The following is a 13,243-nucleotide window of genomic DNA, read 5'->3' on the forward strand; positions in this document are numbered from 1 at the left end:
ATCCCTCTAATTTATTTAGCGGGCTAAATATATCATGTCGAATTTGATGTGTCAAATTCATTTATAGTGACCTCCTCCTGTTCAAAAAAGTTTTTTACCCTGCTTCATTTTTTGGCATATCCCTGTTTGTGGAGATAGTCCATCATTTGTGGCTGAATACTTCTTTGCAGATGATCACGGATGTGGTCACTCCATCCTTTTACTTTTTTCACTGTGAAAGGGGCGCTTACCGGTCGATTTTCATAATACTGCAGCATGGTCTTATCATAAGCCGCTAATTTCAGCTTATCGAGCGTTTGAGTTTGATACTGGTTTTCGTGTAAAACCATGGATTCAGGCAGTCTAGGCTTGAGTTCAGGTTTATTTCCAGATGGATAACCAATGCATAATCCCGCCAAAGGGATCACATATTTCGGTAAATTCAAGATGTCAGATAATTCGTTAATATTACTTCTCACCGCACCAATAAAAACGCCGCCAAGTCCCATGGATTCTGCTGCCGTTAAAGCATTTTGTGCCATAAGCCCGGCATCGAATGAGCCGATTAAAAGAAACTCTATATATTCAAGGTCGACTTCAGGGGCTATTTGATGATTCCGGTGGAAATCTGAGCAAAAAATCCAGAACTCTGCCGCTTCTTCAATATAAGGTTGATTCATCGAAAGCTGCATCACCTTTCTTCGAAGATCTGGATCCGTAATTCTAATGATCGAAACGGCCTGCAAAAGACTGAATGATGAAGTTTGATTAGCTGCCTTAAAGATTGCTTCTCGTTGTTCCTCTGTCAAGGGTTGATTGGTATAAGAACGAACGGACGTATGATGATGAAGTAATTTAAGGGTATTATTCAAAATGAATTCTCTCCTTTTTTATGCTTATTTTCAGGGTAAGGCAGCCCTAAATTCCCCCGAAGTGTGTCGTCCTCATATTCCTTGCGGAATAAACCTTTATCTTGCAATATGGGTACAACCAACTTAATAAAGTCCTCAAATTCTGCTGGATAATCCTGCTGATCAGCAAGATATCCATGACACCTTCTTTGTACCAATGTTCTCACTCGCATCTGCCGGCATATCGGGTTGTCGCCATCCCGTGTAATTCCAGCCTACGCCATCAATAATTCCTCCTAATTTAAGCTTTCTTCCTTCCATTGCTGCATGATCTCCTTTTCACGAGTTCATTTACTCCCTCTAATATCGAAAGTCGTAGTCTCGAATTTCCTGTGTTCACTAATCAAAACCTCCTTTCTATGCTATAATTTTATTTAGCTTGCTAAATATATAGGCGGAATATTGAGAACATAATGCATTATGCATTAGTCACCGCCTCTTAAATAAACTAGCTTGTAATGAACCGCTTTGCTGACACAATCATAAAGTCATTATGTTTATTTGCAAAGAGGGCAAAATAAATGAACATAGTACATGTTTTTGTACTTTAGGACAGGAGCGAATAAAAATGAGGGTTTGTAAGGATGGATTTCAAAAAGAGTTTATAGAAGAAAAAGGAGATATGTACGCAATAGCCTTTACTCAAAATATTTTATCAGGACGTTGGAAATATTTCATTCTTTGGTACTTAAAAGGAACCAAACGTCGTTATTCTGACATCAAAACGTTTCTGGGAGACCTATCACAAGGCTCCCTCTCTAAGCAGCTCAGAGAATTAGAGAACGATGGCATCATCCAACGTGAAGTGTATCCGGTAGTTCCTCCCAAAGTAGAGTATTCCCTTACAGAAAAAGGAGAAAAATTAATTCCTGTGTTAGATATGATGGAGGCATTTGGAAAAAAATACGGAGGTTATGGACATGATGTGACCTAAGCGTCATGATTCAAAACATGCCGGTCATTCCTTGCAATATCAGGGGGAACGCTATGGGCTCTGGATCTATCAGAAAAACAAATCGAAAAAGCAAAGCAGCATTTGACGGCATGCGGTCTGTCAGCAAAATTTATCTGCTCTCCCATGGAAGAAGAATGTGGCATACCGATGGATTATTTTGACTTTGTTTATTCGATTTATGTCATAGGCTGGACCACCATTGAGCAAATGATTGAGCAATCCAAAGCAAGAAAACTATAGTATCCGACAACTTATTTTAGGCTTTGTACGGTAGATAGTGAAACAAGAACCGGTCCGGCGAGATCGGAAGCATCCTCCCCTTTCGGATTATGAAGGCGGAACAAAAAAGCGGCCCCTGCTTCTGATGTCCATACGATATAATCGCTTATGCCTTCCGGCCCGGAAGCTTGAAGATAGAGTTCCGCGGAACCAAGCGGATGTTCAATCAACTCGCCGCTATAATCGGATACCTCTCCGTCTTGAGTCAACTCTTCCTTGCCCTCAGCTTCAAGCTGAGCCAAATCATAATCAGAAGGCAGCAGTTCAATGTCCACATAATAATCCGGATTGCTGCTTAACGATAAACGCCCCGCAGCTGCATCAAATGTAAATTTCTTCAACGATATGTTATTACCCAATTATAAAAAATAGTGCAGACATTTTTATTCATAGCCCTTTAGTATTTGTCCACCGTTTCCTTCAAATTAAAAAGCCGCCTGATGTTAATCAGCGGCTTAGAAACTAGGCCTTTCATTCGGCTCATATGGACATTAACGTTCCATCCTATAGTTTGATGATGACATTCAAATTAAAGCAGAGGAGCACCCAAGGAATAGCCAACGATCATCAGCAGCAGTACCGTGATGTGGTTCAATGAGAAAATGAACATGGATCGTGCCCACTTCTCCTCCTGCTTCCTGCGATATCCGTAAATGCTCAGAATCAACCAGCCCAAGCTTAGGAGCGCATTCGCCACAGCGATGTACGGATTAAAGGACCAGAACAAGAAACTGCACAGGAACAACGCAACCAGATATACATTCATCTGCACGTACGTTCTCCGAATACCCTTGACGACTGGCAGCATCGGGACGTTAGCCGCCCGGTATTCCTCCATTCGGCGAATCCCGATTGCATAAAAGTGCGGCATCTGCCAAATCACCATTAACAGGAACAATGCAATGGCACCGGGATGCAAAATGTCAGGTGAGATCGCGGCCCAACCGATCAGCGGAGGCATCGCACCTGACAGGCTTCCAACCTCCGTATTATAGATGGTTTTGCGTTTCGTCCACATGGTATAAGGCACGACATAGAGGAACAACCCCAGAAAGCCGCAGAAAGCCGCAAGCGGAGAGGCAATATACAGCGCGACAAGGCCGCCAACCGCGATCCAGGTTCCAATCATCAGCCCGCTTCTGACGTCAACAATTCCGGACACCGTTGGCCTGTTTTTCGTCCGTTCCATAATGCCGTCGATATCGCGGTCGTATAGATTATTAAATACGCCGGCGGCTCCAATCACCAAGGCAGTCCCGATAAAAGCCAACGCAACGTTGCCGATTTTATCGAAGAATGATAAGTGATGAACGAACAACGCCATGCTAAGCCCGGCAATCATCGAAATGAGATTCGACTTAACAATGCCAATCTTTATCGTTTCGAAGAGCACCTTCGTTACGGAGGTCGGAATTCGTTCAATAGTATTCATATTACTTTGCATTTTCATGACGGTAATACTCCCTCTAAGTAATTTCACTACTATAGATTACCACATAGTATCGTTTATGTGCTCATTTCTCAACCAATTCTCATGATTCTGTCAAAAAGCTGAGTCTCTTTCGTGAATAATTCTATAGATATGTGAACTGATACTAAAAAAAAATAGGTCAACCAGTAATTACTGGCTAACCTAAATCATACGAAAAGCTGGTATTTCAGCTGATATCCATCTTACTTATTCAATATTTAATGCGCCTTTTTTCTTACAAAAGTTAACTCTGCCTCGCTCATTTCGCAGTTTAGCGATTAGGATAAATGCTTTTCAAACCATGCGAGCGAATCCCGCATCGCTTTTTCAGGGTCCAAAATATACCTTCTATCCAGCAATTCAAGGCCCAAATATCCCTTATAATCAATATCGTTCAGCGCCTGTAACGCTTCGATCATATTGAGCTGGCCTTCACCGGGAACCAGATGCCCTCCGGGATTACCGTCTACGAAATGGACATGATTTAAATGATCTCCGAGTTCCTTGATGAAGTCATGGATCGTATCCTTGCCTGTCGTGGCCATGACATCTGTATCCGCCAACCCTTTCAAATACGGACTCCCGACCTCCCGGATCATCCTGGAAATGTGCTCGGCACGGTTGAACACATGGGTCGTAAAACTGGTAAACGCCTCTACGGGAAGATAGACTCTTTCTATTTCCGCCGTTTTGCAAATTTCGCTCAAAGATTCCCGGCACCATTTCCACGCTTCCGTCTCATCGGCGTCCAAATAGGCGATCCCCGTGGTCACCAGCACTCTGTCACATTCCAAAAGCGACGCGGCTTCAATATGCCGGCGAAAATACTCGATGCTTTGCTTGCGGTATTCCGGATCGGGATGACTGATGCTGACCGGATAGACATATTGCTCGGGAGTCAGACAGATGGTCTTTAACCCTCGTTCTTTGATTTTTTTGTTTAACTGTTTGATATCATCCATCGTAAAGTAGTCCAAATGAAAATGCGGCCCTGAAGCCCACAACTCAATGTTTTGGAAACCCAATCTGGCAACAGAATCCAGAAAATAATCCAGGGAATACCTCTTGTAATGATAGTTCGCTGCGGCTACTTGCGAGAGTTGTAACATAGTCCAAATACCTCCCTAATTTATACTGCCTTCTAAGTTAAAACGCTTCCAATTAACGTAGCAACAATAACGGAAACCACACTATTAATTAATCCTGGTATCATAAAGCTGTGGTTGAGCACAAACCTGCCGATTTTGGTTGTACCTGCGGTATCAAAAGATATGGCGGCAAGGCATTGCGATGCGACCGGCAAAAAGTAATTGGCATTGACAGCCATCCACGCCCCGATAATGATGTAAGGAGGCAAATGAAGAGCGACGGCAATCGGAACCATAATCAACGTTGTGGCACCTTGGCTTGTCGTTAAAGCGGCGACGATAAACATGATTACGGCAATCATCCATGGATGGCTATTTACGATCGTAGCGACATGTTCTTGAATAAAAACGGTTTGCCCGTTGATAAAGGTGCTGCTCATCCACGCGAGCCCAAAAGCGCAAACCATCGCCAGTGCCCCCGCCCTGAATATCGGACCATTAAGTATCGTTTCGATCGCCGGCCGGCCAAAGATAATGATGAGCGTAGCGCAAACCAGCATAATAATTTCAATTGTATTCGGCATGGATAACATGGCAGTCTCGCCGCTCTGCACCCAGGATGGACGCAGGTTCGTAAACATGCCCATAATGACGATCGACAACACGCCAAGCAAAAAGAGCACAACCGAAGCCTTCGCTCCTTTGGAAACCGCTTGTTTCTCCGCCTTCTGTTCCGGCTTAACGATCAATCCTTCTGCCAGCCTCCGCAAATATTCCGGGTCTTCCTCCAATTCTTTCCCCTTGCGTATCGTCAACACCGCACTTGTAATGACACCTAACAACGTGGCGGGGATCGCAATAGTCAAAATGGTTCCCAAACTTACTCCAAGAGGGGCCATAAATCCGATCATGGCCGCAGTAGCCGCCGACACCGGCGAGCAGGTGATCGCCTGCTGGGAGGCGATGATACTGTTTGAAATGGGTCTTTCCGGTCTGATTTTATTGTCGAGGGCAAGTTCATTAATTATCGGCAATAAACTATAGACGACATGCCCTGTCCCCGACAAGAAAGTAAACAGCCAGGAGATCATCGGGGCTATGATCGTAATATTTTTAGGCGATCTTTTTAGCATTTTTTCCGCAAGATGCACGAGAAAGTTGAGCCCGCCCGAGGACTGCAGCGCGGAGGCCGCCAAAACGACCGCTAAAATAATCAACATGACATCGATGGGGGGAGCCGCCGGTTGGACGTGAAAGATAAAAACCAGGATCGCCACGCCCACGCCACCGAGCAAGCCCATAAAGACATCTCCTTTTCTGGCGCCAAAAAATATGAGCAAAATGATGATGAACAGCTGAAACCAGAACATGAAGGTTCACCCTCCTAATGTGATTTTGCCGACATGATAATCTGAACCATTATTTTTGAAGACGCTTACAAAATGATCATTTTAGGGTTCTCTTTTTGAGTCGGAGGGTGGCTTTATATGATTGCCGTTCCATGGCCAAAAGCGCCGTTGATTCGGCATATCTTCGCTGCAAAAGCAGCTCCTTGTCCCATGCTTGCCTTAATTTTCTGCAGCATTTCCTCTTCTGATCCTGAAAAAATTTCGCCGTCTTCCGAGCTTCTGATCATACTGACGAGAAAGGCTGTTAAATAAGAATCGCCCGCGCCCATCGTGTCCACCGTTTCCGTTAATACGGCTGGCTGGTATATCCACTGATCTTTATAGAGCGCAAATGAGCCGTTTTCTCCTACCGTTCCGATCACCATTTTGGAGCCGAATGTTTGGGCTTTCCGCATCTCTGTTTCTCTTTCGCTTTCCGTTAAATGGCTGCAAGAAAGAAAGGAAATATCCGCATACCCGCATACTTGTTCCAAATATTCGTCATTCCAGCGTACCGAAAAGTCATAGGAGATCGGCACATTGCTCGTTTTCAAGGTGGCCAGATCCCCCTCGATATAGCTGTTCAGACTGGTATGAATGACAGAAAAATGCTTAATATAATCGAGGTCTTCCTCCGTAAAATTCCAAGCCTTTTCTTTCGCGATGCCGCCTTTATTCGATCCGAGAAATACACGGTCTCCGTTCTCCAACGTTACCCGCGCATACCCGTTTTCACCTTCAAACATCCGGCAGTGGCTATGCTCAATTTCTAATTCGTCCATTACCTTTTGAATATACTGGGCGATTTGATCATTGCCGAATTTCCCCAAATAAGATGCTTCCATTTCACACATTCTGGCATATGCGCAAAAGTTCAGGGCATTTCCACCAGGGTACATCAAACCCTGGTGGACATATTTATCTACTACATTGTCGCCGATGCCAATAACCTTATATTGTTCCATAAGAATTATCCCCTCTAAGGCTGCTGGATATGGGCAAAATTAATATTCAACCTTCCACATATATCTGCGGGTTGTAAGCGGATGCTCTCTTTCCACTGCCAAGGCTTGGTTGTAAACCGGGTAAACGTTATTAAATAAGGAGTGATTGAAGTAATCGACCACGGAGTTGTCGATGGTGGACAAGCCCAAATCCTTGGCGTCCAATACCTCCACTCTCTTGGCATAACGGTTCAGGAACTTCAGCGCTCTTTCATCCAGGGGCCGGGTGCTTCCTTCGGAAATCTGAATGACAAACGGAATCTCGGCATCTGTAATCTCAAACGGACCGTGGAAGAATTCACCCGAATGGATGCTGGAGGAGTTGATCCACTGCATTTCCATAAAGATACAGATGCTTTCCATATAGGCAGCCCCGTAACCGGCTCCGCTGGCCATGGTGTAGATAACGTTATCGTCTTTGTGATTTTTGGCGAACGACAAGGCGCGTTTTGCCACGTGCTTGCAAGCGTTTTTAACAATGTGATCGATTTTGGCTACTCCATCGAGGAATTGATTATAATGCTCGTATCCCTCAGTCTGATTTAATGCCTCTACTGCCGTCAACAGGGCTTTAATGGTCTTTTCTCCAGCGATATCCTTGCCCTCGCCAAAGGTATATTTCACCACATAGTCTGCATGCTCCGTAATCGGCGAATCCGTGATCCAGGTTAACGCAATGACCGGAACTCCCGCCTTTTTACCGATCTCGGCTGCTTTCACCGTCTCCGGTGTATTGCCCTTATGCGAGGCTACGACCAGTACCGAATTTTCGCCAAATGCTTTAGGCGTGTTGTGTACAAACTCATTGCTGTTATAGAGCCCTACTTTAATGTCCCTGGCTTCTTTTTCCAGGAAAGTTTTTGCCGGATAAAAAGCGCCATAAGAACCGCCGCATGCTACATAATAAACCTGCTTGATGCCTCCGACTTCTTGTTTCCCCGCCACGATTTCTCCAATAATTTGTTTAATATCCATTTGCTTTCTCCTTGTATGATACATTTGGTTTATTTTCATTCCACACCGGTGTTTGTATTGGAATGTCTTGAGGCGATAATAACACATGATAATACATTATACAATAGCATTTTACTGCTTTTTTTGGTTCACAGCTTGTACATATTGTTATAATATAGAGGCAAGGAAATAAAACAATATAATACAAAGTTTTTGGAGGTAAAACTATGGTCGATCATACGGAATCCGCGCCATTATATAAACAGCTGCAAGATCAAATTTTGGACTCCATCCATAACGGTACCCTGAAGCCGGGGGACAAACTCCCTACAGAGCTGGAGTTAAGCGAAACCAACAATGTCAGCCGGGTCACGGTCCGCGCCGCCCTTGATTCCCTTACCTCTGAAGGATATTTGGTGCGAATCCCGGGAAAAGGCACTTTTATTACGAAAGAGAGGATCAAGAAAAATGTTACGGAGACGATTGGGTTTAGCGACACTTGCAAACTGCAAAACAAGGTCCCTGGCGCAAAGGTCATCAAATGTGTGATTGAAGAAGCTACCGCTGCGGATCAGGAGCATTTGGGTTTAAAACCCGGGGATAAAATCATTAACATCGAAAGAATCAGATATGCCGACAATGTCCCTGTATCTGTGGAATATACCCGTCTTCCTTCTTCCTTTTCGTTTTTGCTGCAGGAGGATTTAAATCATAAATCACTGTACGAAATTTTAAGAAACAAACACAAAATCACATTTGGCATATCCAGAAAATATATCGTGATGGAATACGCTTCCTTCGATGTGGCCACCTACTTAAATATTGAGGAGGGCCATCCTCTGCTATGTATACGAAGTACTGTCAGCAGCTTGGACGGCAAAAAAATCCATCGGTCAAAGCAGCTGATCTTAGGGGACAGATTTGAGCTGATTGTTTAATAAAAAAAGGTTATTCCGCATGTATACCAGCGAAATAACCTTTTTTTAGCTTTATTATAGTAGAAATTTTCACTCCGTAAATCTATATACAGTCCGGAATGCAAATTCATGAAGGTCGCGGAAACGCCGTCCCAGCAACTCATACCCCTCGGCTCCAGGGTGCAGGCCGTCCGTCAGAAATGCTTCATCCTCCGGGCCGAGCCAGTTCAGGCCATCCTGGCAGTATAACTGGCGATCCCCCCGCTCCCTGAGCAGCTCCACGGTTTCGCGGATGGCTTCACGCATCATGGGCAGAGTGAAGCCCAGCGAATTAAGCTCCGTTTCGCGGACGGTGCCATAAATCGGGGAAATGACAAGCAGCGGTGTCTCCCTGTGCTTGTCGCGTATCGTCTCCAGCAGTCCAATCAGCAGCGGCTTGAACATGCGCGGGCTTAAGGTGCCTGCGCCATAGATGTTCACGCCCGCACATATGGAGATGAAATCGGCCGGCAAGTCGCGAATCAGCCGCCCGATCATCGGTTCCATGTGGCAGTTGCCGGAGAAGCCGAGATTGGTCAAGCTGAAACCGCAGGCTTCGGCGGCAATGGCGGGCCAGGTGCGCGAGGGGCTGGAAGCCGCGACGCACTGGGTAATGGAGCTGCCGTAAGTAATCCAGCGGGGCCGGGTGTCCGGCAGCGGGACCCCGACAGCTTGGGCACCAATCTGCAGGCTGGTAACGGTCATTCCAATATTTTGCGGGAGCCAAATCTCCAGATCCTTGACTTCATTGGGAAGTCCGCTGAACAGGGCTTCAGTCGCTCCGGCGGGCAGGCTGAGCGTCCGACATAACTCCCCTCCTGCTACGCAATCCATGACGGCGGCATCCGCAAGCGGTGCGAAAGAAACTGCCACCTCTGTGGAATCTGTGCGCAGCCGCAGGCGGACACCGGCGCAAATCTCGGCTTTGCCCTCGATTCCCTGGGGCGGATAAAGGGAGTAATCCGTGTAAGGAATGCGCCACGGCTTGATTCCATCCTCCTGGTGCTCCAGTGAAACGGCGCCGTGAAACCACTCATCCGTTAAGGGAAGCTGTTTCACGGCGCATTCCCTTCCTTCTGCTCCTCAGACGGTATGAAATCCTCTCCCAGCCATACATCCTGCTCCAGCAACCGCTGCTGAAGTTCGGCTACGGAAATGCCGCGCGAACCAACACCATCACGCAGGGCCAATGCAGCCGCCGTCCCCGCGGCCTGGCCCATGGAGAAGCAGTTCGGCATCACCCTCAGGGAGCCTTGCACTGCTCGATCCGAGGATACGCAGCGACCGGCAACCCAAAGGTTGTCAATGCCAACCGGCAGCATGATCCGGTACGGTACACCGTGTGAAACCCCTGGCGGCAAGTGGGTGAAGGTCATTTCGCTTTTGCTGTTGGCGAGATGAATATCGATGTAGTAGGCGTTGCGGGCAATGTCATCCGGGAAGGAACGCGCAGCAAGGAAATCATCGACCGTCAGGATATAGTCCCCTTCGATACGCCGAGTCTCCCGAATGCCGAGCTGCTCCCCGCTCGCCACCATATGGGCGTGCTCAAAGCCCGGAACATAGCTGCGGAAGAACTGCAGCTGGCGTTCCGCGGTGCGACGTCCTTCAATCGCCCCCCGTGTCAAATCCTCGGCAAGGGTGCCGTCAACGCCGAATACATGGCCGAAGTTGACGCCCACCAGGTAGTCGCTGATCCAGGCAAGGCCGGAGATCGACTTGCGGCCCTCCGGCAGCGCACCGTTGGCGATCGCCAGCTCCACCGTCTTGTGCAGTTGGCCCGTATCTCCGCTCTCCTCCAGGAACCGCCTGAACTTCGGACGGTCCACATTCGCAAGCAGATAGCACATGCTGCCGGGCTGAAGTTCGCCCGCTTCCCCACCCTTCTGAAAAGGAACCCCCGCCAGAGCGGCGATATCCCCGTCTCCCGAGCAATCGATGATATACCGGCAGGGGATGAAAGAACGTCCGGTTTTGTTGACGACAACGACACCTTGGGCCGACCGGCGGTCCTCAGACAGTACAACATCGTAGACAAAGGTATGATACAGCGGCGTCACGCCGCTTTCCAGAACGGCATCGTCATAGACCCGTTTCAGCACCTCGGGATCGATCGGCACCCAATCCAGCACCTCTCGATATTCCTCGCGGTACTCAGGATCGCATGCCTGCTTCATCCGTTCCATCAGCTGGAGACCGAGACCCCGGATAATCGGCTTCCGCTTATCCGTAAAGGGACAGAATGCCGGAACGAGCGATACCGTGCCCATGCCGCCAAGGAACCCTCTCTGCTCCACCAGCATCGTTTGCGCTCCCCCTTTCGCAGCGGCAATGGCCGCAGCGATTCCGGAAGCTCCTCCGCCGATGACCAGCACATCCACCTCGCGGGCAACCGGAATGCTGATGGATGGCAAAGTAATATGTCCATAATTCATAGAAATCTCCTCCAATTCTATATAGATTTAATGGATCAACCTAAAAATCGGTGCTTGACAAACGGTGATGGGAACGGAGGCGTCAGCCTGGATTTGCTAAGAGACCGAGGAGACCTTATTGGCCTCAAAATACGGCGTTTTCAGTTTTAACGGACAGGAGAGACGTTATTTACCTGAAAATAGCCCAGAGCATCACTAGCGTTGCATTAAATCTGATCTGACAAGATACATTTTCTAGCCACACAACTATTCTAACGGTTGCCACAAGCGCTATTTGTTCCATGAACGTTGATTTCAAATTGTAACGGTTGCCATGGCGCTTATTTCACTGAAATCCGGCTATTTTGCTTAAATTCAGGCAAATAACGGCGCTCACAACCGTTAGAGTTTAGAAAAGGTCTTTTTTCGTAAAATAGCCACTGCTACAACCGTTAGATTTCCGGGTAGCTTTTCCGGGAAATCTTGAGCAAAAGTTAATGCAACGCTAGTGCCAAAACATGCTTCAAAAGGCAAAATAGAGTCCATAGAGTCCGTTCACCCTCCCAAAACGAGTGGTTTCGCCCAAATAAGATCATCTCAGTCCGCTAGGCAAGCCCCTCCTACTCCGGATCGTCTGCTAAGCCCCGGTCAAGCTCCGATTTCAGTTTTGTGCCGGTTTAATATTTCATAATTGCTTATTTGACCGTGCCTTCAAGACAAAGACGCAGCAGATCATCCACATGCGCAGTAGCCAGGCACTCTACGGTATCGGCGGCGCCATAGTAGATTTTGACTTCCCCGGAATCTTCCAGAATCATGCCCCCCGGAAAAATAACATGATTGCGGAAGCCCCCATCGGTCTCGTAAGGGGCTTCCGGCGCAAGCAGCGGCGCCTCCGCCCTGCCGATAATCCGGCTGGGATTGGCAAGATCCAGCAGTAGAATGCCGGATGTATAGCGTTTCTTCCAACTGTCCTCCCAGCCGTTCTTGCCCCGGCTGCGGTCGATGTCCACGGCATGGAACAGGGTCAGCCAGCCTTTGTCCGTTTTGACAGGCGGCGCGCCTGGGCCTACCTTGTCATTGGCATAGGCTACATCTTCAACCGCCAGCAGCAGCTTGGAGTTGCCCCAGTATTTCAGGTCAGGCGAGTCGCTCATCCACATGTCAAAGCGGTCCGTGCCGCCCCGGCTGTATACAGGCATCGGACGCTCCAGCCGCACATACTTGCCCCCGATCCGCTCCGGGAACAATACCATGTTGCGGTTGTCCGGCAGCGATAGGCTCAGCACCTCAAAGGAGCTGAAATCCTCGGTTACGGCGATGCCGCCGCGCAGCCCATGCCTGGTATCGACCGCAAAGCACATATAGCATTGTTCGCCGATTACTGTTAGACGCGGATCATACACACGGATGACCTCTTCATCGTGCCAGGACCAGCACGGTTCCGGCTGCACATCCCACTTTATGCCGTCATCGCTGAAGGCCAGGCCAAGATTGGTTGTATGATGGGGGGCAACAATCCCTTTATGTTCATCTCCGTAGTCATTGCGGAAGACCATCACATATTTGCCTCTAAATTTGGCAACCCCGGCATTAAAGACCATCGCCGGACCGTAAGGCACATCGCCCGGCGACAGAATCGGATTCGCTGAATGCCGGGCAATCACCGGGCTGGAAACCAAAGGTCCTACTGTAAAATCACTCATTTGCATAACACTCCTTTGTATAAGTGCGTGTTCAAAAAGTCAGATTTTCAGCACCGAGAAGGTTGAATGAAGCAAGGGACTGAGGAGCGGAGCGTACTTGGGGTACGTGAGCACCGGAAGGCCCGGCTGAATTCAAGA

The 13,243-nt window shown here is 47.8% G+C and carries 14 protein-coding genes and 1 pseudogene; 3 read left to right on the forward strand and 12 right to left on the reverse strand.

Going from position 1 to position 13,243, the window contains the following annotated elements:
- Positions 1–104: 104 nt before the first annotated feature.
- Positions 105–851: an oxygen-insensitive NADPH nitroreductase gene (nfsA, locus tag ACE5KN_RS15325; RefSeq protein ID WP_375523998.1), complete on the reverse strand. Its 747-nt coding sequence runs from the start codon at positions 849–851 to the stop codon at positions 105–107.
- The gene (locus ACE5KN_RS15330) at positions 848–1,057 is read right to left on the reverse strand and encodes a hypothetical protein (RefSeq protein ID WP_375523999.1); all 210 of its coding nucleotides are present in this window, start codon (positions 1,055–1,057) and stop codon (positions 848–850) included. The genes nfsA and ACE5KN_RS15330 overlap by 4 nt, the downstream gene beginning before the upstream one ends.
- 401 nt (positions 1,058–1,458) lie before the next feature.
- Between ACE5KN_RS15330 and ACE5KN_RS15335 the strand changes: the two genes are divergently transcribed.
- On the forward strand, positions 1,459–1,824 hold the full coding sequence (locus ACE5KN_RS15335; RefSeq protein ID WP_375524000.1) for a winged helix-turn-helix transcriptional regulator: 366 nt from the start codon (positions 1,459–1,461) through the stop codon (positions 1,822–1,824).
- 51 nt (positions 1,825–1,875) lie between these two features.
- Positions 1,876–2,043, forward strand: a pseudogene (locus tag ACE5KN_RS15340) (class I SAM-dependent methyltransferase); the annotation flags it as partial.
- Positions 2,044–2,096: 53 nt separating this feature from the next.
- On the opposite strand, the gene ACE5KN_RS15345 reads toward ACE5KN_RS15340, so the two are convergent.
- The 6 genes from ACE5KN_RS15345 to ACE5KN_RS15370 all read right to left on the reverse strand — a co-directional run bounded on the left by ACE5KN_RS15345 (position 2,097) and on the right by ACE5KN_RS15370 (position 8,050).
- Complete coding sequence (locus ACE5KN_RS15345; RefSeq protein ID WP_375524001.1) at positions 2,097–2,465, reverse strand: DUF8580 domain-containing lipoprotein; 369 nt, start codon at positions 2,463–2,465, stop codon at positions 2,097–2,099.
- A 188-nt stretch (positions 2,466–2,653) separates the two neighbouring features.
- Positions 2,654–3,574 carry a heme o synthase gene (gene cyoE, locus ACE5KN_RS15350; RefSeq protein ID WP_375524002.1) on the reverse strand — a complete coding sequence of 307 codons (921 nt, stop codon included), beginning with the start codon at positions 3,572–3,574 and terminating at the stop codon, positions 2,654–2,656.
- Between the two features lie 299 nt (positions 3,575–3,873).
- A complete protein-coding gene (locus ACE5KN_RS15355) occupies positions 3,874–4,704 on the reverse strand; it encodes a sugar phosphate isomerase/epimerase family protein (protein ID WP_375524003.1) in 831 nt (276 codons plus the stop codon).
- A gap of 32 nt (positions 4,705–4,736) precedes the next feature.
- Complete coding sequence (locus tag ACE5KN_RS15360) at positions 4,737–6,053, reverse strand: anaerobic C4-dicarboxylate transporter family protein (RefSeq protein WP_375524004.1); 1,317 nt, start codon at positions 6,051–6,053, stop codon at positions 4,737–4,739.
- Between the two features lie 113 nt (positions 6,054–6,166).
- Positions 6,167–7,036, reverse strand: coding sequence for a fructoselysine 6-kinase (locus ACE5KN_RS15365; protein WP_375524005.1), 870 nt, complete (start codon positions 7,034–7,036; stop codon positions 6,167–6,169).
- A 39-nt stretch (positions 7,037–7,075) separates the two neighbouring features.
- Complete coding sequence (locus ACE5KN_RS15370) at positions 7,076–8,050, reverse strand: SIS domain-containing protein (RefSeq protein WP_375524006.1); 975 nt, start codon at positions 8,048–8,050, stop codon at positions 7,076–7,078.
- Between the two features lie 206 nt (positions 8,051–8,256).
- Here ACE5KN_RS15370 and ACE5KN_RS15375 point away from each other — a divergent pair, with 206 nt between their 5' ends.
- Positions 8,257–8,967, forward strand: a complete 711-nt coding sequence (locus ACE5KN_RS15375; protein WP_375524007.1) for a GntR family transcriptional regulator — start codon at positions 8,257–8,259, stop codon at positions 8,965–8,967.
- Positions 8,968–9,036: 69 nt separating this feature from the next.
- Here ACE5KN_RS15375 and ACE5KN_RS15380 read toward each other — a convergent pair whose 3' ends face one another.
- The 4 genes from ACE5KN_RS15380 to ACE5KN_RS15395 all read right to left on the reverse strand — a co-directional run bounded on the left by ACE5KN_RS15380 (position 9,037) and on the right by ACE5KN_RS15395 (position 13,105).
- Positions 9,037–10,044, reverse strand: coding sequence for an SGNH/GDSL hydrolase family protein (locus tag ACE5KN_RS15380; RefSeq protein ID WP_375524008.1), 1,008 nt, complete (start codon positions 10,042–10,044; stop codon positions 9,037–9,039).
- Entirely contained in the window at positions 10,041–11,420 is a 1,380-nt protein-coding gene (locus tag ACE5KN_RS15385; protein WP_375524009.1) for an FAD-dependent oxidoreductase, read from the reverse strand. The genes ACE5KN_RS15380 and ACE5KN_RS15385 overlap by 4 nt, the downstream gene beginning before the upstream one ends.
- Positions 11,421–11,801: 381 nt before the next feature.
- Entirely contained in the window at positions 11,802–11,945 is a 144-nt protein-coding gene (locus ACE5KN_RS15390; protein ID WP_375524010.1) for a hypothetical protein, read from the reverse strand.
- 149 nt (positions 11,946–12,094) lie between these two features.
- Positions 12,095–13,105, reverse strand: coding sequence for a glycoside hydrolase family 130 protein (locus ACE5KN_RS15395; RefSeq protein ID WP_375524011.1), 1,011 nt, complete (start codon positions 13,103–13,105; stop codon positions 12,095–12,097).
- Positions 13,106–13,243 lie beyond the last annotated feature (138 nt).

This window comes from Paenibacillus terreus, assembly GCF_042138595.1.
In the GTDB taxonomy this organism is placed as follows: Bacteria; Bacillota; Bacilli; order Paenibacillales; family Paenibacillaceae; genus Paenibacillus; species Paenibacillus terreus.